A 22,442-nucleotide genomic window follows, 5' to 3' on the forward strand; every position below is an offset into this window, starting at 1 on the left:
ACACGAGCACATGACCGCGAAACCTCGGTGTCCTTCGATGGTCACATGACCAGCCGACCGCACCCCGACCCGCCGCGACCGCGGCTCGTCGTGGTCGGTTCCGGCATGGCCGCGACCCGGCTCGTCGAGGAGCTGGTCGCCCGCGGCGCGCCCGCGCGGATGGAGATCACGGTCCTCGGCGACGAGGACACCGCGCCCTACAACCGGATCCTGCTCTCCGCCGTCCTCGAGGGCAGCCACCGGCCGGAGGCGCTGACCCTGCGCGACCCCGCCTGGTACGCCGACAACGGCGTCGACCTGCGTCTGGGTGCCCGCGTCCTCGGCGTCGACCGGGAGCGCAAGGACGTCATGCTCGTCGACGGCACCCTGGTGGAGTACGACGTCCTGGTGCTCGCCACCGGCAGCATCCCGTCGCTGCCGCCGATCCGCGGCCTGGTCCGGATGGACGGCTCGCTGCACGAGGCGGTGCACGCGTTCCGCTCGCTGGCCGACTGCCGGCGCCTGCTCTCCGCGCTGCCCTACAGCCGCCGCGCCGTCGTCGTCGGTGGCGGCCTGCTCGGCCTCCAGGTCGCCCGCGCACTCGGCGTGCGCGGCATCGAGACCGAGGTGGTCGAGGGCGCCGACCACCTGCTCCACCAGCAGCTGAGCGCCCCGGCCGCCAGGATCCTGGCCCGCGACCTGAAGAAGCTCGGCGTCGCCGTCTACACCGGCGCCCGCGCGGTCCGCCTCGTCGAGGGCGCCACCGGACCTGCGCTGCGCCTCGACAACGGCTTCACCCTCGACACCGACCTCGTCGTGCTCACCGCCGGCGGCCGGCCCTCGACGGCCCTGGCGCGAGGTGCGGGGCTCGAGGTCCGTCGCGGCATCGTCGTCGACGACCGGCTCGCCAGCGTCACCGATCCCTCGGTCCACGCGCTCGGCGACTGCGTCGAGCACGACGGCCGCACGACCGGGTTCGTCCCGCCCGCCTGGGAGCAGGCCGGCATCCTCGCCGGGCTGCTGTGCGACGAGCAGGTGTTGTACGACGGCGCCCGGATCGTCGCGCGGCTGCGGGCCACCGACCTGGACGTCGCCGTGCTCGGCGACGCCGAGGCCGAGCTCGCCGCCGGCGGCGAGGTGGTCGAGGTCGCCAACCCCGTCTCGGGGTCGCACCGCCGTCTGGTCGTCCGCGACGGCCGGATCGTGGCCGCCACCCTCGTCGGCGACCTGTCCCGGGTCGGCCTGATCACCCAGCACTTCGACCGGCAGACCGTCCTCGGGCCCCACGAGCCCGGCGACCTCCTCCTGCCCGAGCGCACGCCCGGGAGCACGAGGACCGTCGTCCTGCCCGACGACGCCGAGGTGTGCGCCTGTGCCGGCGTCACCGCCGGCCGGATCCGCGCCTGCTCCTCGCTCGAGCAGGTCCGCGGCACCACCCGCGCGACCACCGGATGCGGTGGCTGCGCCAGCACCGTCCGACAGCTGCTCAGCAGCCGCCCCGACAACGCCGTCCTCGTCACGAAAGGCTCATGAGACATGAACCAGCGCAAGCAACTGGTGGTCGTCGGCCACGGCATGGTCGGCCACCGTTTCGTGCAGGCGGCGATCGAGCGCGGACTCACCGAGACCCACGACATCACCATCCTCGGCGAGGAGCCGCGCCCGGCGTACGACCGCGTCGCCCTCACCTCCTTCTTCGAGCGCGGCGCGGAGGCGCTGTCCTTCCTCCCCGGCGGTGCGTACGACGACCCGCGGGTCTCCCTGCGCCTGGGCGCCGAGGTCGTGGCGATCTCCCCGCGGCAGCGGGTGATCACGCTCGCGGACGGCAAGGACCTGCACTACGACGAGCTGGTGCTCGCGACCGGTGCGTTCCCGTTCGTGCCGCCGGTGCCGGGCAAGGACCTCAAGAACGTCTTCGTCTACCGCACCATCGAGGACCTCGAGGCGATCCGCGCGGCATCGAGGAAGGCGAAGGTCGGCGCGGTCATCGGCGGTGGCCTGCTCGGCCTGGAGGCTGCCAACGCGCTGCACCAGCTGGGCCTGGAGACCCACGTCGTCGAGCTCGCGCCGCGGCTGATGGCCGTGCAGATCGACGACGCCGCAGGCTCCACGCTCAACCGCCACATCGAGACCCTCGGCCTGACCGTGCACACCGGTGCGATGACCGAGGCCGTGCTCGGGAAGGACAAGGTCACCGGCCTCGCGCTCAAGGACCGCAACCCGCTCGACGTCGACCTCGTCGTCTTCTCGGCCGGCATCCGGCCCCGCGACGCGCTGGCCCGGGCCGCCGACCTCGAAATCGCCGAGCGCGGCGGTGTCCTGGTCGACGAGCACTGCCGCACCAGCGACGAGCACATCTGGGCGATCGGCGAGTGCGCCGCCCCCGGCGGCCGCATGTACGGCCTGGTCGCGCCGGGCTACACGATGGCCGAGGTCGTCGTCGACGCGCTGCTCGGTGGCGAGGCCGGCGCCTTCACCGGCGCCGACATGTCGACCAAGCTCAAGCTGCTCGGCGTCGACGTCGCGTCCTTCGGAGACGCGTTCGCGACCGACGAGGACGCCCTCGAGGTCGTGTACGCCGACGCGGTGGCCGGCATCTACAAGAAGCTCGTCGTCAAGGAGCTCGCGAGCGGCGGCTACGAGCTGCTGGGCGGCATCCTGGTCGGCGACGCGTCGTCGTACGGCGTGCTGCGGCCGCTCGTCGGCTCCGGCATCGAGCTGCCCGACAACCCCGAGGACCTGATCCTCCCGGCGGCCCGCGGAGGTGGGGTTTCGACAGGCTCAACCACCGACATGCTGCCCGACGACGCGCAGGTCTGCTCGTGCAACAACGTCACCAAGGCCGAGATCGTGGCGGCGGTGTCCGAGGGCGGCACCTGCGACAGCCCGTCCTGCGTGACCGCCTGCACCAAGGCCGGCTCCACCTGCGGCTCGTGCAAGACCGTCGTGAAGAAGATCGTCGAGGACCACTTCGCCTCCGTCGGCAAGGTCGTCGACAAGTCGCTGTGCGAGCACTTCGCGATGACCCGCCAGGAGCTGTTCGAGGTCGTCGCGGTGCACGGCTACAACCGGTTCGACGACATCATCGAGGGCCACGGCCGCGGCCGCGGCTGTGACATCTGCAAGCCGGCCGTCGCCTCCATCCTCGCCAGCCTGCTCAACCACCACGTCCTCGACGGCGCCAACGCGACCCTGCAGGACACGAACGACGCGTACCTCGCCAACCTGCAGAAGAACGGCACCTACTCGGTCGTCCCCCGCATCCCCGGCGGCGAGATCACCCCCGACAAGCTGATCGTGATCGGCGAGGTGGCCCGCGACTACGGCCTCTACACGAAGATCACCGGCGGCCAGCGCATCGACCTGTTCGGTGCCCGGATGGAGGACCTGCCGGCGATCTGGCAGCGGCTGGTCGACGCGGGCATGGAGTCCGGCCACGCCTACGGGAAGTCGCTGCGGACCGTGAAGTCGTGCGTCGGCTCGACCTGGTGCCGCTACGGCGTGCAGGACTCCGTCGGTCTCGCGATCGAGCTCGAGCTGCGCTACCGCGGCCTGCGCTCGCCCCACAAGCTCAAGGGCGGCGTGTCCGGCTGCGCCCGTGAGTGCGCCGAGGCCCGCGGCAAGGACTTCGGCGTGATCGCCACCGAGAAGGGCTGGAACCTCTACGTCGGCGGCAACGGCGGCGCCGTCCCCGCGCACGCGCAGCTGCTCGCCGGAGACCTGTCCCGCGAGGAGCTGATCCGCTACCTCGACCGGTTCCTCATGTACTACATCCGCACCGCCGACCGGCTCCAGCGCACGGCCACCTGGGTCGACGAGATCGGCGGCCTGGAGCGGGTCCGCGAGGTCGTGGTCGACGACGCGCTCGGGCTCGCCGCCGAGCTGGAGAGCAGCATGGAGCGCCACGTCGACTCCTACTTCGACGAGTGGCGGGCCACCATCGAGGACCCTGAGAAGCTCAGCCGCTTCGTGTCCTTCGTCAACGCTCCCGGGATGCCCGAGCCCGCGGTCGCCTTCCAGGAGGAGGCGCGCACCGCGACGCCCACGCTCACCCTCGGCACCGCCGTGTGCCGCCTCGACCAGGTGCAGCGCGAGTCCGGCGTGGTCGCGCTCGTCGGCGGCGAGGAGGTCGCCGTCTTCCGGACGTACGACGACGAGGTGTTCGCCCTCGCCAACCTCGACCCGTTCGGGCAGGCGTCCGTGCTCTCGCGCGGCATCGTCGGCACCACGACCCGCGGCGACGACGAGGTGCCGTTCGTCGCGAGCCCGCTGCTCAAGCAGCGCTTCGACCTGCGGACCGGGGTCTGCCTCGACGACCCGGCGGTCGTCGTACCGCGCTGGGACGTCCGTGTCGTCGACGGCATGGTGGTCGTCGGCGCGCGGCACGAGACAATCGATTCGTGAGCGACCAGCCCCTGTCCGGTTTCAGGATCGGCGTGACCGCGGCGCGACGTGCGGAGGAGCAGGTCGCGCTGCTCGAGCGGCGCGGCGCGAGCGTGGTGCACGCGCCCGCCCTGTCCGTCGATCCCAACCGGATCGACGAGACCGCGCTGCTCGCCGCGACCAAGCAGGTGCTCGACCAGCCCGTCGACATCTTCGTCGCCACGACCGGCATCGGCCTGAAATCCTGGTTCGGGGCGGCGGAGCGGTGGGGCCTGCTGGCCGACCTGACCGAGCACCTGGGCGGTGCCGAGATCCTGGCCCGCGGCCCCAAGAGCGTCGGTGCGCTGCGCAGGTTCGGTCTGCGCGAGCTGTGGTCGCCGGAGTCGGAGGAGTTCGAGGACGTCCTCGCCCACCTGCGCGGCCGCGACCTGTCCGGCCTGCGGATCGTCGTCCAGGAGCACGGTCAGTCGCTGTCCATGGCCGCCCACGCACTGCGGCGCCTCGGCGCCGAGGTCACCACGGTCGCCGTCTACCGGGTCGAGGGTGCCGCCGATCCCGAGCCGATGTTCGGGCTGATCGAGGACATCGCCGAGCGCCGGGTCGACGCGGTCACCTTCACCGCGGCCCCCGCGATCGCCGCGATGATGGAGGCCGCGGTCTCGACCGGGCACCGCGACGAGGTCGTCAGCGCGTTCCAGGCCGACGTGATCGCCGCCTGCGTGGGGCCGGTCACGGCCGCCGCCTTCGAGATGTGGGGCGTGCCGTCGATCTACCCCGAGCGCTCCCGTCTCGCCGCGATGGTCAAGCAGCTCGAGGTCGAGCTGCCTTCGCGCGCCGGCGGCACCAGCCTCGACGTCGCCGGCCACACGCTGCTCCTGCACGGCGACACCGTGCTCCTCGACGGGGTCGAGGTGAAGCTCTCGCCCGCGCCGTACGCCGTCCTCCAGGCGCTGCTCGTCAACCCCGGGACCGTCGTCTCCCGCCGTGACCTGCTGGCCGCGCTGCCCTCGGGCACCGCCGGCTCCGAGCACGCCGTCGAGATGGCGGTCGCCCGGCTGCGCGCCGCGCTCGGCACCCGCTGCGTCCAGACCGTCGTGAAGCGCGGCTACCGCCTGGCGGTCGCCCCGTGACGCCGCACCTGGTCACCGTCGCCCACGGCACCCGCACCGCCGCCGGCAACGAGGTCGCCCGCGCCCTGACCTCTGCCGCCGCGGAGCGCCTCGGATGGGCCGCGACGACGTCGTACGTCGAGCTGTGCGCACCGCTGCTCGCCGACGTCGTCGCCGTCGTCGACACACCGGCCGTGGCGGTGCCGCTGCTGCTGTCGACCGGCTACCACCTGCGCCAGGACCTGCCGGCCGTGCTCGCCGACGTCGACCGGGAGGTCCGCCTCGGCCGCTCTCTCGGCCCCGACCGGCTGCTCGCCGCCGCCCAGGTCGACCGCCTCCGCGCCGCCGGAGCCACCCCCGGCCAGCCCGTCGTCCTGGTCGCCGCGGGCTCCACCGACCCCGCCGCGTCCGCCGACCTCGACGCCGCCACTCACCTGCTCGCCCACGCCTGGGGCGCGCCGGTCCGCCTCGCCACGCTCTCCGGACGCGGCCCCCGGCCCGACGAGGTCGTGCGCCCGGGGGACGCCGTGTCGCCGTACCTCCTCGCCACGGGGCACTTCCACCGCAAGGCCCGCCATGACGCCCTCGCCGCCGGTGCGGGTGTCGTCGCCGACGTGATCGGGCCGCACCCGCTGGTCGTCGACCTGCTCGTCGAGCGGGCGCTCGCACTGGCGCCGCTGGACGCCCGGGTCTCCGCCTGAGTCAGGTCAGTCGTCGAACGTGAGCCGGACCACCGTGCGCTGACGCTCGCCCGCGGCACTCACCGTGATGCCGGCTGCATCGAGCGGCGCCAGGTCGGCACGGGACAGCTGGCCCGCGGCGAGCTGCTCGACCCAGTCACCGCGGTCGAAGTCGATGTAGGTGATGGTCAGCGCATCCCCGGCGTCAGGCACGACCTTCGCGAACCGGTCGCTGCCGCTCAGCGCCCCCTTCGCCTTCGCGACCTCCTCGACGAAGGCCCGGTCGGCGCCGATGACCACGGCGTCGCCGGACCGCGCGGACGGGAGCGGGTCCTTGCCGCCCACGGCGGTGCGGACCTTCGACAGCGCGGCCTCGACCTTCGCCGCGTCGCCGGTGATCCGGACCGCGACGGGGAAGTCGTCGCTGGTGCCCTCGAAGTCGAAGGCGTCCTCGAAGCCGGGCCCGGCGATCACGGCGAGGCCGTCGCCGCCGAGGTCCTCCAGCTCCTTCGCGGTCAGGCCGGTGGACTTCTCGAAGTCGGCCAGCAGCTGCTTCGGCTCCGCGCCGAAGGACAGGGGCCCGTGGGTGATCGCCCGCTCCGCCCAGCCGTCGCTGAAGCCACCGCCGAAGGCGAGGGCGGCGGTGTCCGGCAGGGCCGAGATCCCAGCCAGGGCATCGGTGCCGTCGTACCGCTCCGGATCGCCGGAGACGATCGGGTCGGCCACGACCTCCAGCTCCAGGGCGCCGTCGTCGAAGCGCGCGACACCGCCGAGGCCGGTGAAGTCCTCCAACCGGCGCCGTACGTCGTCCGGGATCGGGACGGAGAAGTCGCCCATCATCTCGTCCTCGTCGATCTCGGGCAGCCCGTCCTCGGACACCACACTGCCTGTGCCCGACTGGTCGGCGTACAGCTCGTCCATCTCCTTCATGAGCTGGTCCTGCTCGGCGGGGGAGAGCTCGTCGAACCGGTCAATCCGCTTCCACAGCCGCCGTTCCTCGGGCGACATCTCCGCCATGAAGTCATCCTCGGCCCCAGCCCCGTAGCTGTGGATGGTCGAGAGGCTGAGCAACGTGTCCACCGGGTCCCCCGAGAGGCCGGACGGCGAGCTGATGACGACGGAGAGGTACGGGTGGTCCTCGACCGCGTCGAGCAGTGCCTGTCCTGCCTCGGGGGCGGCGTAGAGCGTGACGACGCCGGCATCGCCGGCAGCCGAGGTCAGCTCCTGGAAGTCGGCGTCCTCGCCGAGCTGGGTGCGACGGCCGTCCGCGACCACCTTCCGGGCGACCTCGTCGGTGCGCGCGAGCACCGCCCAGCCGTCGCCGAGCGCGTACCCGACCTCGTCCCCACAGCTCGCCAGCAGGTCGTCGAGTCCGGCCCGCGCCGCGTCCGGGTCACTGACCTGGACCACCGCGACCACCTCCGGCTCCGGGCCGGCCGACGGCACCACCGCCAGCCCGGCGCGGTCGCCCACCCAGGCCGCCAGGTCGTCGTACCCGATGTGGCAGCCGCTCTCGGCGGCCACCTGGTCCAGCAGCGAGCGCCGCAGGTCGTCCTGGTCGGTGATGCCGAGGTGCTCGGCCAGACGGGGGAACCTCTTCAGCGCCTGGTAGGCCTCGATCTTCTGGCCACCCGGCGGGTCGAGGTCGATGCCGACGTACGCGAGCGTGTCGCCCGGCAGCGCCTGCGCGGCCTGCGGTCCCTGGGCCATCCAGCCCTGCCAGGCCCACCCGCCCGCTCCGATCGCCGCTACTGCCCCAACGACGCCGGCGATCGCGGCCGCGCGGCGCTTCCGGCCGTTGCTGGTCGGGCTCGACGGGCTGGGTGGCCTGGATGGGGAGAGCTCGGTCATGGGAGGACCGTAAGCGGCCGCGCGGAGTTCCGAGGAGGGTTCTACGGAAGTCGGGACCCGGTCGGCTACGGTCGAGGCATGTCAGAGACCTGGGAAGGTGTTGTGGTCAAGAAGTCCCGCGGCCTGTACGACGGCGCGAACATGTACCGCCGCCTGAAGGTCCGCACCACCGGTGGATCGATCGTGAAGGCCCGGGTCGACCGCCGGCTCTGGGAGGCCGTCGCCGTCGGTGACGCCGTACGCCGGGCCGAGGACGGGTCGATCAGCCGACGGGACTGACCGTCCCGACGAAGCGGACCAGGCCGGCGAGCTCGGGGACCTCGCCCGCCTCGTCCAGCGTGGTGCGCAGGACCTCGTCGTGCACGGGGCGCGCCTTCTTCAGCAGCGCCCGGCCGGCGGGCGTGAGCTCGGTGTAGATCCCGCGCCGGTCGTCGGCGCAGAGGATCCGCGTGAGCAGGCCGCGGTTCTCGAGGCGCGTCACCAGCCGGGTCGTGGCGGACGCGGACAACGCGGCCGCGCGGGCCAGCTGCTGCATCCGCATGTGCCAGCCGTCCTGGCGGCTCAGCGCGTCGAGCACGGTGAACTCGACGACCGAGAGGTCGTGGTCGCGCTGCAGCGCCTTCTCCAGGGCGGCCTCGATCAGCCCGTGCAGCGCGGCGAGCGTGCGCCAGCCCTGGGTGCGGATCTCGACGGCGTCGTCGGCGATGCCCATGGTGTTCCTCCTGTCGACACCACCAGCATACCTGAGTTGCGCGGATAGTGCGCGTGTGCAACTATCAATACGACGCGTGTGCAACTAATGCACGCGCCGACTATCGTCACACGCACCCAGGAAGACACATGCCTGTCGCACTTCTCGCCCTCGCCATCGGCGGGTTCGGTATCGGCCTCACCGAGTTCGTGATCATGGGCCTGCTGCCCGAGGTCGCGGACGACTTCGCCGTCTCCGAGACCACCGCCGGCTACCTCATCTCCGGCTACGCCCTCAGCGTCGCCGTCGGCGCCATCGCGCTGACCCTCGCCCTCACCCGGGTGCCGCGCAAGACCGCCCTGCTCGGCCTGATGGTCCTGTTCATCCTCGGCAACCTGATCTCCGCCGTCGCTCCGTCGTACGGCGTGATGATGACCGGCCGCGTCGTCGCGGCCCTGTGCCACGGCGCCTTCTTCGGCATCGGCTCGGTCGTGGCCGCCGGGCTCGTCGCCGCCGGCCGCAGGGCGAGCGCGATCGCGTTCATGTTCGGCGGGCTCACCCTCGCCAACGTCCTCGGCGTCCCGCTCGGCACCTTCCTCGGCCAGGCCGCCGGCTGGCGCTCCACCTTCTGGGCGATCACCGTCATCGGCGTCCTCGCGTTCATCGGCATCGCCGCCCTGGTCCCCGCCGCCCGCGGGACCGACGCCGCCCGGATGTCCGGTACGACGAGCGCCCGCACCGAGCTGGCCGCCTTCCGCAGCCCCCAGGTGTGGTTGTCGATCGCGGTCACCGTCCTCGGGTACGGCGGCATGTTCGGCGGCTTCACCTACATCGCGTTCACCCTCACCGAGGTGACCGGCTTCGCCGCCGGCGCGGTGCCGTGGCTGCTCGTCCTGTTCGGCGTCGGCCTGTTCGTCGGCAACGTGGCGGGCGGCCGTGCCGCCGACCGCAACCTGGTCCGCACCCTGCTGGTCGTGCTCGCCGCGCTCACCGTCGTGCTCGCCGCCTTCGCGCTCACCGCCGGCAGCAAGCCGCTGACGATCGTCGCGCTGCTGCTCATGGGCGGCGTCGGGTTCGCCACCGTCCCCGGCCTGCAGATGCGCGTGATGCACTACGCCAGCAGCGCGCCCACCCTCGCCTCCGGCGCCAACATCGCCGCCTTCAACGTCGGCAACGCCCTCGGTGCCTGGCTCGGTGGGGTCACCCTCGCCGCCGGCCTCGGCTACACCTCGCCGCTGTGGGCCGGCGCCGCCATCACCGTGGTCGGCCTGGTCGTGCTCGCGGTCGCCGCGAAGGCGCCCGGCGGCGAGCTCCACCCGGCTGTCGCCGTACCGACCCCGGCTGCTGTCGCGGCTTGAGATCCCCACACCCGAGGAGAGACCATGTCCATCCCCACCATCACCCTCAACAACGGCGTCGTCATGCCCCAGGTCGGCTTCGGTTTCTTCCAGGTGCCGAACGACGAGACCGAGGCCGCCGTGAGCAGCGCCCTCGAGGCCGGGTACCGCAGCATCGACACCGCCTCGATCTACGGCAACGCGGACCCGCTCAAACCGTTCGATCGAACGGTTTGAGCGGGACCGGGCGCCGAAATGTCCCCCAATCCGTTCGATCGAACGGATTGGGGGACTAGCGACCGAGCGACTCCGGTGTGTGCAGCCGGACGAGGAACCGGCGGGCGTGCGCCGGCTCCCGGTCGGCGGTCGCCAGCGAGACGCTCACCATCACGAGCACCGCGACCGGCACACTCCACGCGGCGGGCTGGGCCAGCAGGGCGCCGGTCCAGCCGCCGGGGGCGTAGCCGGCGAGGGTAGCGATCGCCGCGCCGCCGGCGCCGAGGCCGCCCGCCGCGAGTCCCGCGAGCGCCCCGGCGTCGGTCAGCCGCCGCCACCAGATGCCCAGCACCAGCAGCGGGCAGAAGGTCGATGCGGCCACCGCGAACGCCAGGCCCACCGACTGGGCGACGCCGACGTTGCGGACCAGGAGTGCCGCCAGCACGGGCACCACGACGGCCACCATCGCCGCGAGCCGGAACGCCGCGACGCCCCGCTGCTCGTTGACCATGCCACTGGTGACGTCCTGGGTGAGCACGCCGGACACGGCGATCGCCAGGCCCGAGGACGTCGACAGGAAGGCCGCGAACGCGCCCGCCGTGACCAGCCCGGTCAGCACGTCGCCGCCGACGCCGTCGAGCATCGCCCGCGGCAGCTCCAGCACGAGCACGTCCGAGCGGCCCTCGGCGACCAGCCCCTCGCCGTACACATGGCCCAGCCCGGCGTACACCGGGGGCAGGAGGTAGAACAGCCCCAGCAGCGCGAGCACGGCGACCGTCGTACGACGCGCGGCCCGGCCGTCGGGGTTCGTGTAGAACCGCACGACCACGTGGGGCAGGCCCATGGTGCCGAGGAACAGCCCGGCGATGAGGGAGTACGTCGTGTAGAGGCCGACCCCACCGTCGCCCGCGACCGGGTTCGACCAGTCGCCGCCACCGCCACCGACCCCGGCGGGACGGCCGTCGCCCCACCAGACCGCGACCAGCACGGCGGCGGGGACGAGGAGCGCGGTGAGCTTGAGCCAGTACTGGAAGGCCTGGACGAAGGTCACCGACCGCATCCCGCCCGACGTCACGTTGGCCAGCACGATCCCGGCCACGACGAGGGACCCGGCCCACTCGGGGGCGCCGATCGCCGAGCGCAGCGTGATGCCCGCACCCTCGAACTGGGGGATCATGTAGAGCCAGCCGATGCCGACGACGAGCAGCGAGCAGGCCGCCCGCACGGTGCGCGATCCCAGCCGGGCCTCGGCGAAGTCGGGCAGCGTGTAGGCGCCGGATCGCCGCAGCGGCGCGGCGACCAGGACGAGCAGCACGAGGTAGCCGGCGGTCCAGCCGACGGGGTACCAGAGCATGTCGGCGCCGCCCACGAGCAGCAGCCCGGCGATGCCGAGGAAGGACGCGGCGGAGAGGTACTCGCCGCCGATCGCGCTCGCGTTCAGGCCGGGCCGCACGGTGCGGGAGGCGACGAAGAAGTCGCTGGTGGTGCGGGAGAAGCGCAGGCCCCAGGTGCCGATCGCCAGGGTCGCCAGGGTGACGAGCACGACCGCGACCAGCCCGGGTACGTCGGCGCGCTCCATCAGGCGCCGTCCTCGTCCGGGTCCGGGTCGCTCACCAGGTCGGCGAAGACCCGCTCGTTGCGCTCCGCGCTGCGCACGTAGCGCCAGGCGAGCAGCAGCAGGAACGGGTGCACGAGCACGCCCAGCAGCAGCCAGGGCAGCGGGATCCCGAGCAGCTCGATGCCGGAGAGGGACGGCCACAGGTGGAACGCCAGCGGCAGTACGCCGAGGCTCACCCCGAGCAGCAGGAGCAGCCGCACGGCCAGGCCGACCTGGGCGCGCAGCAGGGAGCGGAGGTAGACGTCACCGAGCGCGGTCTGCTCGTGCACGTCCCCGAGCCGGCTCGCCGCCCGCCCGGACGGTGTGTGCCGCGGTGGGCCGGTGACCCGCACCCGCTCATTCACGGTGGCCGCTCATCTCAGCCTCCCGCGCGGGCCCGGCGGACCAGGACGTCGCGCAGTGCCCGGGTGTGGCGCCGGCTGACGGGGAGCTCGGTGCCGCCGTCCGCGCTGCCGACCACGACGGACGTGCGGCCGGCTTCGCTGCGCACCTCGGTCACGTGCGCGAGCGCGACCAGCAGGGAGCGGTGGATCCGGTGGAACCCGGCCTCGGCCCAGTCCTCCTCGAGCGTCGTGAGCGGCACCCGGACCAGGTAGTTGTCGCCCGCTGCGGTGTGCAGCCGGGCGTAGTCGCCCTGCGCCTCCACGTGGGTGATGTCGCCGCGGTCCACGAACCGGGTGACGCCGCCCCGCTCGACCGCGATCTGGGCGTCCGTCGCCGCCGGGGCCGGGGAGGTGCCGCCGAGGACGCGTCGTACGGCTTCGGCCAGGCGCTCGGGCCGCACCGGCTTGAGGACGTAGTCGACGGCGTGCAGGTCGAAGGCGTCGACCGCGTGCTGCTCGTGGGCGGTCACGAACACCACCGGCGGCGGCTGCTTGAACCGGCCGAGCACCTCCGCCAGCTCGAGCCCGGTCAGGCCGGGCATCTGGATGTCGAGGAAGACGCAGTCGACCTCGCGCTCGCGCAGGATCCGCAGCCCGTCGGTCGCGGACTGGCAGGCGATCACCTCGCCGACCCGGTCGTCGGCGTCGAGGAGGTAGGTCAGCTCGTCGAGCGCCGGGCGCTCGTCGTCGACGACGAGGACGCGCAGTCGCCTGAGCTGGTCGAGCTTGTCGAGACCCGTCACGCCGTGACCCCCGGCGCGAACTTCGGCACCCGCACGATCACCTTGGTCCCGGCCCCCGGAGCGGTCTCCACGACCAGACCGTAGTCGTCGCCGAAGCTCGCGCGCAGCCTCGCGTCCACGTTGCCCAGGCCGACCGAGTCGAGCTCGGTGTCGCCGGCGAGAGCCCGGCGTACCTTCTCCGGGTCCTCGCCGACCCCGTTGTCCTCGACCTCCAGCACCGCCTCGTGCCCGCGGTCGTGGGCCACGATCGACAGGTGCCCGGTCTGGTCGACGCTCTCGAGGCCGTGGCGCACGGCGTTCTCGACGAGGGGCTGGATGCAGAGGAACGGTACGACGACCGGCAGCACCTCGGGCGCGATGTTGAGCGTCACCTGCAGCCGGTCGCCGAAGCGCGCCTGCTCGAGGAGGAGGTAGCGCTCGATGGAGCGCAGCTCCTCGGCCAGGGTCGTGTACTCGCCGTGGCGACGGAACGAGTAGCGCGTGAAGTCGGCGAACTCCAGCAACAGCTCGCGGGCCCGGTCGGGGTCGGTGCGCACGAAGCTCGCGATCGCGTTGAGCGAGTTGTAGACGAAGTGCGGGCTGATCTGGGCCCGCAGCGCGCGCACCTCGGCCTCGATCAGCCGGTTGCGGTGGGCGTCGAGCTCGGCCAGTTCGAGCTGGCCCGACACCCACTCGGCGACCTCCTCGGTCGCACGGACCAGGCCGGCCGTCGGAGTCGGCGCGAACGCCTGCACGGTCCCGAGCACCCGGCCCTCCACCACCAGCGGGCTCACCACGCCGGTGCGGACCGGGCAGCCGCCGACCGAGCAGCCGAGCTGGTCGCGATCGACCGTGCGGGTGCTTCCCTTCTCGATCGCCAGCAGGCCCACGACCGCCGCCTGGTCGAGGTGGTGGTCGCCCACCCCGTCCCACGCGAGGACGGCCTCCGTGTCGGAGATCGCCAGGGCCGGCGTACCGAGCAGCGCCCGCAGGTGCCGGATCGCCCGCTCCGCACTGGCCGTCGTCAGGCCCTCGCGCAGCGCGGGCGAGGCCAGGGAGGCCTGGTGCAGCGCCCGGAACGCCGCCCGGTCGGCATCGCTGCCGAGATGGTCGCGCCGCCAGAATCGTCCGCCCCTCACGCGACCATCGTGCCGCACGGGCGCGTTGGTCAGCGGAAGTCGATGAGCAGCATGCCCGAGTCGTCGTCGGCCGGCGGCTCGACGGCCGGGGCCAGGGCGACCGGGACGGTGTCCTCGCCGACGAGCTCCTCCGGTGCAGCCTCGACGGCAGGCTCCGCGGCCGGCGTACCGCTGGCAGGGGTGGGCTCCTGCCGGATCGTCTTGGGCTGGATCCCGACCACCGCGCGGAAGCACTCGGTGACCCAGGGCAGCTGCATGCCGTCCATGCCACGGCCGAAGTCGTCGTAGAACGCCAGCACCTCGCCGACCTTCGCGTCCTGGCCGGCGCGGTCGAGGGCGGCGATGTCCGGCAGCGAGCGCGCGAGGTCCTGCACCGACGAGCGGTCGATGACCTGCCAGTGCTTGACGGCCGTCTCGTCGGCCGGCCCGAAGTACGGCGACGAGTCGATCGCCTCGCCCACCCCCGCGCCGGTCGCGTGGTGCCCGATCAGGTTGCCGAGCCGCTTGACCCACGGGATCCGCTCGTCGCGGACATTGCGCACGACCGCGAACGTGCCGCCGCGCTTGAGCACGCGCGCGATCTCCGGCAGCGCCTTGTCGGTGTCGAACCAGGCGTCGGCGTCCGCCGCGATCACCAGGTCGTACGTCGCGTCCGCCGCCGGGATGTCCTCGGCCGAGGTCTGCGAGACCCGCAGCTCGGGCAGCCGGGTCCCGAGCCGGTCGAGCATCCGCGGGTCCGGGTCGGTCGCGTGCACGTCGTGGCCGAGCGCGACGAGGTGCTCGGTGAGCTTCCCCGTCCCGGCACCCAGCTCCAGCACCGACAGCGGCTGCTCGCCGGCCAGCCACGCCACCGCCGCGCGCGGGTAGCCGGGGCGGCCGCGGTCGTAGGCCTCGGCCACACTGCCGAAGCAGAGGCCCGGTGCGTCGGGGGTGGAGTCGGTAGCCATCGGGGCGAGCCTACGGCCGTCGGGGCTCCGCATGGCGGAGGCACGCTGCTGCTCGCCCTGGTGGCGGACAGCGCGTGGCGAAGCAGTCGCCGAGGTCGAGCTCGGCCCTGGGAAGACGTCGATGAGCCGGTCGAGGTCATTCGTCGCTCGGCGGCAGCCGCTCTTAGGCTGCCCCGGTGACCACCGACCCCCACGCCTGGCTGATCTCCCTCGAAGGCGTCCCGTCCGGCTTCGCCGGCGCCCGCGACGGCATCGACGTCGTGCTGCGTGACCGCGGCCTGCGCCGGACCAGCCCCGAGCTGACCGCAGAGTCGCTGCTGCGCGGCGCGCACGCCAGTGCCGTCCTCGAGGGCTCGGGCTCGACGCTGGCCGAGGTGCGCGCCGGTGCGGGCGACGAGATCGCCGCGGACGCCGTACGCCTGGCCACCGAGCTGCTCTCCCTCGTCCCCGTCCTGCGTCGCCAGCCGCTGCAGGCGCTGGCCCGGATGCACACCGTCGCGGCCCGCGGCACGCTGCCCGACGAGCTGCTCGGGCGCCCGCGCGACGGGGAGTCCGCCTCGCGGCTGCGTGGCATCGCCGAGCTGATCACCGCCCCGACCGAGGCGCCGGCACTCGCCGTCGCGGCGGTCGTCCACGCCGAGCTGGTCACCGCCGCGCCGTTCGGCTCCCACAACGGGATCGTGGCGCGCGCGACCGAGCGGCTCGTCGCGGCCGCTCGCGGGGTCGACGAGAAGTCGCTCGTCGTCCCCGAGGCCGCGCACCTCGCCCTGCGTCCCGAGTACGAGTCCAACCTGCGCGGCTGGGCCAGCGGCGGCCAGGCCGGCATGCACTCCTGGCTGCTGTACGCCGTCGAGGCCTGGTCGGCCGCCGCCGAGGCCAGTCCGCTGGTGCGCGACGCGGAGTAGCCCAAAAGCAGGTGGCACCCGAGCCATCGAGTGTCTCGGGTGCCACCGCTGACACGTGAACCTTGGTTACCAGGCGTGCACCATCAACAACTGCCCCGGAAGTCTTCCGGATGCAAGCGCCCAATTCAGAAGGGTAGATCGCCGCGTGGGTACCTGGATCACGTGTTGCTCTTGAGTTCTTGGTGTCCTTTGTACGCCGCTGCCGGGACACCTTCAAGGGTTGTCTTTTGGCCGGGGACGGGGAACGCTGGCCGGTTGGGGGCAGGCCCCGGTCCAGCGGCGGTCAGGCGCTGAGCGTGCGGCGCCGGGCGCCGATCCACACCGCCGCACCGACCGCGACGACACCGCCGACCGCGAGCGCCGCAAGCGTCGGCTTCGGTGGCGGCAGGTGCAGCCGCGACTGCAGCGCGACCGGGCGCGTGAAGACGAGGACCGGCCAGCCGCGGGACGCCGCGATCTTGCGCAGCTCCTTGTCCGGGTTGACGGCGTGCGGGTGCCCGACCGCCTCCAGCATGGGTACGTCGGTCACCGAGTCGGAGTAGCCGTAGCTGTTCTCCAGGTCGTACCCGACGCTCTGCGCCAGGTCCCGGATCGCGTTCGCCTTCTCCTCCGCGTACGCGTAGTACTCGATCTCGCCCGTGTAGCGCCCGTCCTCGACCTTGAGCCGGGTCGCGACGACGCGGTCCGCGTTGAGGAGCGCGCCGATCGGCTCGACGACCTCGCTGCCGGACGTCGAGACGATGACCACGTCCCGGCCCGCGGCGTGGTGCTCGTCGATGAGCCGGACCGCTTCGTCGTACACGAGGGGGTCGACGATGTTGTGCAGCGTGTCCGCCACGATCTCTCGGACCGTCGCCACGTCCCAGCCGGCCGTCAGCTGCGACATGAACTGCCGCATCTTCTCTACCTGGTCGTGGTCGGCTCCGCCGACCATGAAGACGAACTGGGCGTACGCCGAGCGCAGCACGGCCCGGCGTGAGATGAGCCCGCCGGCCTGGAACGGCTTGCTGAAGGCCAGCACGCTCGACTTGGCGATGATCGTCTTGTCGAGGTCGAAGAACGCGGCGGTGGGCGGCGTACCCGCGGAGGCCATGGCTCCATCGTAGGGAAACGCTGGTCCCGCCTGTTGCAGATGCGGCCGCTCGGTGTCCACAACCGCCGTCGGCGAGGGCGTCCTCCACAGCCGGGTGCGGCGCCCGCATGGTCGTGTCGGACGGCGGCGACAACCTCCTCATGACACGCAACCGACCCTTCCCGTCCCCGCACGCCCGCCCCGCGGACGTGCCTCCCCTGGTGGTGACCGCCGATGACGACCTGCTGGCCGAGCTGCTGCCGCTCGCCGCCGCGGCCGACGTGGCCCCGACGATCGCGCGCGACCCGCTGACCGCCCTGGTCACGTGGAGCCGGGCGCCGGTCGTCCTCGTCGGCGCCGACCTCGCGACCGCGATGGTCCGGGCCGCCCCCGAGCCCCGTGCGCGCAGCTATGTCGTCAGCGGACCGCGCCCGCCCGACGAGCTGTTCCGCACGACCCTGGACCTCGGCGCCGAGAACGTCCTCGAGCTGCCCGCGTGCACGGGCTGGCTGGTGGAGCTGCTCGCCGACCTCACCGAGCACCAGCCCGACCGCGCCCGGGTGATCGGGGTGATCGGTGGCACCGGCGGCGCCGGGACGACCACCTTCGCCTGCGCCCTCGGCCAGTGGGCCGCGCGCTCCGGCGACGCGGTCGTCATCGACTGCGACCCGCAGGGCCCTGGGTTGGACCGGATGCTCGGCCTGGAGCGCAGCGACGGCTTCCGCTGGGACGCGCTGTGCCAGACCACCGGACGGCTCTCCGCCCGCTCGTTGCGGGAGGCGCTGCCGCGGCGGGGGAGCCTGGGCGTGCTGTCCTGGTACGTCGACGGGCGCGCCCAGAGCCTGCAGGCGTTCGCCGTGCGGGAGGCCCTGTCCGCCGCGCGCCGCGGGCACCGGGTGGTCGTCGTCGACCTGCCGCGCTCGCCCGACCCGTTGGTCGACGAGGTCGCCGCGCGTTGCGACGAGCTGCTCGTGGTCACGCACGGCAGCGTCGTCGGGGTGGCGGGTGCCGCCCGGATGCGGGCCCGGTTCGCCGGGCACTCCGCACCCGGGGTGGTGCTGCGCGGCGACGCCTTCACGGCCGACGAGGTGGCGCGGGCGGTGGGCCTGCCGGTCCGCACGCAGATGCGGGACCAGCGCGGGCTCGCGGAGGCGGTCGACCTGGGCTTCGGGCCGTTGCGCTCGCTGCGGGGACCCCTCGCCCGAGCGGCTGCCAGGATCCTCGACGACCAGGTCGCCGAGGCGGCGGCATGACCCCGGATGCCGGAGTCCCCGCGCTCGTCGAGGAGGTCCGGGCGCACCTGGCCCGCACGCCCGGCGACCTCAGCCCGCACCGGGTGGCCGAGGCTCTGCGCACGGCGGGGCGGCCGGTCGGCGACGCGACGGTGCTCGCGGTGTACGAGGCCCTGCGCCGCGACGTCATCGGCGCCGGTCCGCTCGAGCCCCTGCTCGCGTTGCCCGGCGTCACCGACGTCCTCGTCAACGGACCCGGTCCGGTCCGGATCGACCGCGGCGACGGGGTGGAGGAGACCGACGTCGTGCTGCCGAGCGAGGAGTCCTGTCGCCGACTGGCCCAGCGGCTGGTCGCGAGCGGGGGCCGGCGGCTGGACGACGCCGCGCCGTGGGCCGACGTACGGCTGCCCGACGGCACGCGCTGCCACGCCCTGCTCGCGCCCCTCGCCCAGCCGGGGACGGCGATCTCGCTGCGGGTCCCGCGCCGCGGCGGGTTCAGCCTGGCCGCGCTGAGGGAGGCCGGAGCGCTGACCGACGCCGGCCTGGAGCTGGTCCGGCGGGTGGTCGAGGCGCGGCTGGCCTTCCTGGTGACGGGCGGGACGGGCGGCGGCAAGACGACCCTGCTGTCGGCCCTGCTCGCCGCGGTCGACCCCGCCGAGCGGATCGTGGTCGTCGAGGACGCCGCCGAGCTCCGCCCCGAGCATCCCCAGGTGGTCGGGCTCGAGGCGCGCCCGGCCAACCTGGAGGGCGCCGGCGCCGTCGTGCTGCGCGACCTGGTGCGCCAGGCGCTGCGGATGCGGCCGGACCGGCTCGTCGTCGGGGAGGTCCGCGACGCGGCGGTCGTCGACCTCCTCGCCGCCATGAACACCGGCCACGAGGGCGGCTGCGGGACGCTGCACGCCAACTCCGCGGCCGACGTACCGGCCCGCATCGAGGCGCTCGCCCTCGGCGCCGGCCTGGCCCGCGAGGCCGCCCACAGCCAGCTCGTCGCGGGCCTCGACGCCGTCCTCCACGTCCGTCGCGACCGGCACTCTGGCCGCCGACGCCTCAGCGAGGTCGCCGTGGTCGTCGGCGGACCCGACGGACTGGCCCGCACCGAGGTCGCGGTCGCCTTCGACGGCGCCGGGACGCCGACCGCGGGCCCCGGCTCGCAGCGGCTCCTCGCCCTCCTCGACGGGAGGGCGTGATGGGCCTGCTCGTGCTCGCCGCGGCCGTCACGGCGGCGCTGCTGCTCGTCGTACCCGCGCCGCTCCGGCTCCTCGGCGCCGAGCCCGCTCCCGGCCGCGGGTCCAGGTCGCCGGCACTGCTGGTCGGCGCGGCCGCCGGGCTGGTGGCCCTGCTGGCCCACGGATCGGTTCCGGGCCTGGTGCTCCCGTTGCTGGGGCTCGCGCTCGCCACCGCGGTCGTGCGGGCGTTCGCGGCCCGGCGCCGGGACCGGGCCGCGAACGACGTACGCCGCCGCGTCGTCGACCTCTGCGACGGGCTGGGCGCCGAGCTCGCTGCGGGGCAGACGCCCGTCGCCGCGCTCGACCGCGCGGCCGTCGAGTGGCCGCTGGTCGCCCCCATTGCCCGGGCGGCGCGGACCGGCGGGGACGTCGTGGCGGCCTTCCGCTCGCTGGCGACGACGCCGGGTGGCGAGGCGCTGCGGGTGGTCGGCGGCGCGTGGCACGTGTCCCACCGCACCGGCCACGGCCTCGCCGACACCCTCGGACGAGTGGCTGCAGACCTGCGGGCGGGGGAGCGTACCCGCCGGGTCGTGAGCGGCGAGCTCGCGTCGGCGCGGGCGACCGCTCGGCTGCTCGCCGCCCTGCCCGTGCTCGCCCTGCTGATGGGGTCCGGAGCCGGTGCCGACCCGCTGCGGTTCCTGCTCGGCCAACCCGTCGGCCTCGCCTGCCTCGCCGGCGGACTGGCCGCCGGGTACGCCGGACTCGTCTGGATCGAGGCCCTCGCCCGGGACGTCGAGCGCCATGGCTGAGGCCGTCCTGGTCGGCCTGCTCGTCGGGCTGGGCGTGCTCCTCGGCCCGGGCAGGTCCCGGCCGGCCGGAGCCTCGGCTGGAGCCCCGGACGCGTCTGTCGCGGGCCGGGACGGTGGCGAGGGGCTGCTGCGTCGCGGCCGGATCCTCTGGGCGCTCCTGGCGGGCGGCGGTGCGGCGGTCGTCCTCGGCGGCCCGCTGGCCCTGCCGGCCGGCATCGTCGCCGGTGTCGTCGTCGCGATGACCGCGGGCCGGCTCGAGCCGCGTACGGTCCGCCGGCGCCGCGAGGAGGTGCGCCGCGACCTCCCGCACGTCGTCACCCTCCTCGCGGCGGCGCTGCGCTCGGGCCAGGCTCCCGTCGAGGCGATCGAGCTGGTCTGCCGTGCGCTGCCCGGCGCGGCGTCCGAGCGTCTCGCTCCTGTCGCGGCGCGGTTGCGGCTCGGCGGTGACGCCGAGGCGATCTGGGGCCGTCTGGCCGACGACCCCGATCTCGCCCCGCTGGGCCGGGCGCTCGGCCGCGCCCACCGGACCGGGTCCCCGGTGGTCGCCGCGGTCGAGGGACTTGCCGCAGAGCTCGGTGTCCGGGCCCGGGCCGAGGTGGAGGACCGGGCCCGGGCGGTCGGCGTGCGTGCCGCCGTACCCCTCGGCGTGTGCCTGCTGCCGTCGTTCCTGCTCCTGGGCATCGTCCCGCTGGCCGTGTCGCTGGCGGCGGGCATCGTGCGATGAGCCTTGCTCAACCGCCTCATCCGTGCTGTCGGGAGCCATCGGCCGTCCCCAGGCCGGTCACCGGCCGGGCCCTGTCCACAGGCCGGAGCGGGACGGACCGCCAGGGCCGGCCGGGGCGCGCAGTCTCGGATCCGACAGTCGCACCGGGCGGCTGCTGACGAACGGAGAGAACCTTGGCACCACGCACCTCGCGCCGCGCCCCGAGCTCGACCTCGCGTCCCTCGGAGCGCGGGGTCACCACCGCGGAGTACGCCGTCGCGACCGCCGCCGGCGCCGGCTTCGCCGGCCTGCTCTACAAGCTGCTCAGCGGCGGCTTCGGCGACAAGCTCATCAAGACGCTGTTCGACCATGTCCTCAACCTGCTCGGGCTCGGCTGACCGCCGCACCCGGGCGGGCGAGCGGGGTGTGGTGACCGCCGAGCTCGCCCTCGCCCTGCCGGTCCTGCTCGCCGTGACCGCGGGCCTGGTGTGGCTGCTCGCGGTTGCCGTCGCCCAGGTCCGCACGGTCGACGCCGCCCGGGAGGTGGCCCGCGCCCTGGCCCGCGGCGACGACGCCGGCGAGGCCGTGGCACTGGGCGAGCAGGTGGCACCCGACGGGGTCCGGCTGTCGGTCTCCCGGTCCGGCGACCGGGTCGTGGTCCGGGCCCGGGGCCGGATCTCGGGTCCGGGCGGGCTGTTCGGCGCGATCCCGGGCGCGAGGGTCCACGCGGAGGCGGTCGCGATCACCGAGGGCGGCCAGGAAGGAGGAGGTCCGTGAGCCACCGCGGTGCCGCGACGGTCCTGGCCGCGGCGATGGCGGGCGTGCTCCTGCTCGTCGGGGCGGCGACGGGCGTCGTCGGCGCGATCGTGGTCGCCCACCGGCGGGCACAGGCCGCGGCCGACCTGGCCGCCCTCGCCGGCGCCACCGCGCTGGGGCACTCGGGACGCGATCCGTGCTCGGCCGCGGCGGAGGTCGCCGAGGCCAACGGCGCCCTGATGGAGACGTGCCAGGTCGACGGCGCCGACGTCCTCGTCGAGGTGCGGGTCGATGGTCCCCGATGGCTCGGCCAGGACCGTGACCTGCGCGCGGTCGCGCGGGCCGGGCCCGACGGAGAGGAGCCGCCGCCGGGGTGAATCGAGGCTGAAGGGCGCGGTCAGCCCTCGTCGTCGGCGAGCTCGTTGCGCCGACGCTCTAGCTCGACCTGGTCGAGCTTGTCGGACAGCTCGGTGAGCCGCTTCTGCTCCTTGCGACGCCTCCAGCCCTGCTTGGCGCCTGCCTTCATCATCCACAGGCCGGCCACGACGAGGAGGGTGGAGACGGCGCCCCACAGCACGAGGGTCCCGGGTGCGACGTCCCAGTTCATGATCTCGGCGGACCGGTGCTTGTAGTCGATGCTGGCGCCGAAGAAGCTGAGCACCAGCCCGATGACACCGACGACCAGGATGACCAGTCCGAGAAGCAGCATGGCGGCAGGATAGTCCGGAGGAGTCGAGGGCGGAC

The 22,442-nt window shown here is 73.9% G+C and carries 23 protein-coding genes and 1 pseudogene; 15 read left to right on the forward strand and 9 right to left on the reverse strand.

The features are described 5' to 3' along the window. Window positions 1-45: 45 nt before the first annotated feature. Genes QI633_RS01100 through QI633_RS01120 form a run of 4 tightly spaced genes read left to right on the forward strand, consistent with a single transcriptional unit; the run spans window position 46 to window position 6,172 of the window. Window positions 46-1,512, forward strand: coding sequence for an FAD-dependent oxidoreductase (locus QI633_RS01100; RefSeq protein ID WP_141796327.1), 1,467 nt, complete (start codon window positions 46-48; stop codon window positions 1,510-1,512). Window positions 1,513-1,515: 3 nt separating this feature from the next. After that, on the forward strand, window positions 1,516-4,383 hold the full coding sequence (gene nirB, locus QI633_RS01105) for a nitrite reductase large subunit NirB (RefSeq protein WP_349016711.1): 2,868 nt from the start codon (window positions 1,516-1,518) through the stop codon (window positions 4,381-4,383). After that, the gene (locus QI633_RS01115) at window positions 4,380-5,492 is read left to right on the forward strand and encodes a uroporphyrinogen-III synthase (RefSeq protein ID WP_141796325.1); all 1,113 of its coding nucleotides are present in this window, start codon (window positions 4,380-4,382) and stop codon (window positions 5,490-5,492) included. Before nirB ends, QI633_RS01115 begins: the two co-directional genes overlap by 4 nt. Further along, window positions 5,489-6,172 (forward strand): CbiX/SirB N-terminal domain-containing protein, encoded by a 684-nt coding sequence (locus QI633_RS01120; protein ID WP_282427832.1) that lies wholly within the window; start codon window positions 5,489-5,491, stop codon window positions 6,170-6,172. Before QI633_RS01115 ends, QI633_RS01120 begins: the two co-directional genes overlap by 4 nt. Before the next feature lie 6 nt (window positions 6,173-6,178). Here QI633_RS01120 and QI633_RS01125 read toward each other — a convergent pair whose 3' ends face one another. Beyond that, entirely contained in the window at window positions 6,179-8,002 is a 1,824-nt protein-coding gene (locus QI633_RS01125) for a hypothetical protein (protein WP_282427833.1), read from the reverse strand. A gap of 78 nt (window positions 8,003-8,080) precedes the next feature. On the opposite strand from QI633_RS01125, the gene QI633_RS01130 reads away from it, so the two are divergent. Then, complete coding sequence (locus QI633_RS01130) at window positions 8,081-8,281, forward strand: hypothetical protein (protein WP_141796322.1); 201 nt, start codon at window positions 8,081-8,083, stop codon at window positions 8,279-8,281. Here the strand turns inward: QI633_RS01130 and QI633_RS01135 are convergent. Further along, a complete protein-coding gene (locus tag QI633_RS01135) occupies window positions 8,265-8,714 on the reverse strand; it encodes a MarR family transcriptional regulator (protein ID WP_141796321.1) in 450 nt (149 codons plus the stop codon). The two genes, QI633_RS01130 and QI633_RS01135, sit on opposite strands and share 17 nt — an antisense overlap. Before the next feature lie 128 nt (window positions 8,715-8,842). Between QI633_RS01135 and QI633_RS01140 the strand changes: the two genes are divergently transcribed. Then, complete coding sequence (locus QI633_RS01140) at window positions 8,843-10,051, forward strand: MFS transporter (RefSeq protein WP_282427834.1); 1,209 nt, start codon at window positions 8,843-8,845, stop codon at window positions 10,049-10,051. 24 nt (window positions 10,052-10,075) lie between these two features. After that, a pseudogene (locus QI633_RS01145) lies at window positions 10,076-10,237 on the forward strand (aldo/keto reductase); the annotation flags it as partial. 85 nt (window positions 10,238-10,322) lie between these two features. Here QI633_RS01145 and QI633_RS01150 read toward each other — a convergent pair. From QI633_RS01150 to QI633_RS01170, 5 genes are read right to left on the reverse strand one after another with little or no spacing between them, the layout of a single operon-like run. Then, the gene (locus QI633_RS01150) at window positions 10,323-11,825 is read right to left on the reverse strand and encodes a cation acetate symporter (protein ID WP_282427835.1); all 1,503 of its coding nucleotides are present in this window, start codon (window positions 11,823-11,825) and stop codon (window positions 10,323-10,325) included. Next, window positions 11,825-12,208 carry a hypothetical protein gene (locus tag QI633_RS01155; protein ID WP_282427836.1) on the reverse strand — a complete coding sequence of 128 codons (384 nt, stop codon included), beginning with the start codon at window positions 12,206-12,208 and terminating at the stop codon, window positions 11,825-11,827. Before QI633_RS01155 ends, QI633_RS01150 begins: the two co-directional genes overlap by 1 nt. 14 nt (window positions 12,209-12,222) lie before the next feature. After that, a complete protein-coding gene (locus QI633_RS01160; RefSeq protein WP_282427837.1) occupies window positions 12,223-12,990 on the reverse strand; it encodes a LytTR family DNA-binding domain-containing protein in 768 nt (255 codons plus the stop codon). Next, the gene (locus QI633_RS01165; RefSeq protein ID WP_141796317.1) at window positions 12,987-14,108 is read right to left on the reverse strand and encodes a histidine kinase; all 1,122 of its coding nucleotides are present in this window, start codon (window positions 14,106-14,108) and stop codon (window positions 12,987-12,989) included. Before QI633_RS01165 ends, QI633_RS01160 begins: the two co-directional genes overlap by 4 nt. A 29-nt stretch (window positions 14,109-14,137) precedes the next feature. Continuing rightward, the gene (locus QI633_RS01170) at window positions 14,138-15,055 is read right to left on the reverse strand and encodes a class I SAM-dependent methyltransferase (RefSeq protein WP_282427838.1); all 918 of its coding nucleotides are present in this window, start codon (window positions 15,053-15,055) and stop codon (window positions 14,138-14,140) included. Window positions 15,056-15,231: 176 nt separating this feature from the next. On the opposite strand from QI633_RS01170, the gene QI633_RS01175 reads away from it, so the two are divergent. Further along, window positions 15,232-15,960 carry an oxidoreductase gene (locus tag QI633_RS01175; RefSeq protein WP_141796315.1) on the forward strand — a complete coding sequence of 243 codons (729 nt, stop codon included), beginning with the start codon at window positions 15,232-15,234 and terminating at the stop codon, window positions 15,958-15,960. 283 nt (window positions 15,961-16,243) lie between these two features. Here the strand turns inward: QI633_RS01175 and QI633_RS01180 are convergent, their stop codons facing one another. Beyond that, window positions 16,244-17,053, reverse strand: coding sequence for an HAD-IB family hydrolase (locus QI633_RS01180; protein ID WP_282427839.1), 810 nt, complete (start codon window positions 17,051-17,053; stop codon window positions 16,244-16,246). Between the two features lie 140 nt (window positions 17,054-17,193). Between QI633_RS01180 and ssd the strand changes: the two genes are divergently transcribed. From ssd to QI633_RS01215, 7 genes are all read left to right on the forward strand, one after another. Beyond that, on the forward strand, window positions 17,194-18,285 hold the full coding sequence (gene ssd, locus QI633_RS01185) for a septum site-determining protein Ssd (RefSeq protein ID WP_141796313.1): 1,092 nt from the start codon (window positions 17,194-17,196) through the stop codon (window positions 18,283-18,285). Then, entirely contained in the window at window positions 18,282-19,451 is a 1,170-nt protein-coding gene (locus QI633_RS01190; protein ID WP_282427840.1) for a TadA family conjugal transfer-associated ATPase, read from the forward strand. The genes ssd and QI633_RS01190 overlap by 4 nt, the downstream gene beginning before the upstream one ends. Continuing rightward, complete coding sequence (locus tag QI633_RS01195; protein ID WP_282427841.1) at window positions 19,451-20,239, forward strand: type II secretion system F family protein; 789 nt, start codon at window positions 19,451-19,453, stop codon at window positions 20,237-20,239. Before QI633_RS01190 ends, QI633_RS01195 begins: the two co-directional genes overlap by 1 nt. After that, window positions 20,232-20,963, forward strand: a complete 732-nt coding sequence (locus QI633_RS01200; protein ID WP_141796310.1) for a type II secretion system F family protein — start codon at window positions 20,232-20,234, stop codon at window positions 20,961-20,963. The genes QI633_RS01195 and QI633_RS01200 overlap by 8 nt, the downstream gene beginning before the upstream one ends. A 173-nt stretch (window positions 20,964-21,136) precedes the next feature. Beyond that, window positions 21,137-21,340 carry a DUF4244 domain-containing protein gene (locus QI633_RS01205; protein ID WP_141796309.1) on the forward strand — a complete coding sequence of 68 codons (204 nt, stop codon included), beginning with the start codon at window positions 21,137-21,139 and terminating at the stop codon, window positions 21,338-21,340. Further along, a complete protein-coding gene (locus QI633_RS01210) occupies window positions 21,312-21,719 on the forward strand; it encodes a TadE family type IV pilus minor pilin (protein WP_282427842.1) in 408 nt (135 codons plus the stop codon). The genes QI633_RS01205 and QI633_RS01210 overlap by 29 nt, the downstream gene beginning before the upstream one ends. Continuing rightward, window positions 21,716-22,075 carry an Rv3654c family TadE-like protein gene (locus tag QI633_RS01215; protein WP_282427843.1) on the forward strand — a complete coding sequence of 120 codons (360 nt, stop codon included), beginning with the start codon at window positions 21,716-21,718 and terminating at the stop codon, window positions 22,073-22,075. Before QI633_RS01210 ends, QI633_RS01215 begins: the two co-directional genes overlap by 4 nt. Before the next feature lie 20 nt (window positions 22,076-22,095). Here QI633_RS01215 and QI633_RS01220 read toward each other — a convergent pair whose 3' ends face one another. Beyond that, window positions 22,096-22,407, reverse strand: coding sequence for a hypothetical protein (locus QI633_RS01220; protein ID WP_141796307.1), 312 nt, complete (start codon window positions 22,405-22,407; stop codon window positions 22,096-22,098). Window positions 22,408-22,442 lie beyond the last annotated feature (35 nt).

This window comes from Nocardioides sp. QY071 (assembly GCF_029961765.1).
Taxonomy (GTDB): domain Bacteria; phylum Actinomycetota; class Actinomycetes; order Propionibacteriales; family Nocardioidaceae; genus Nocardioides.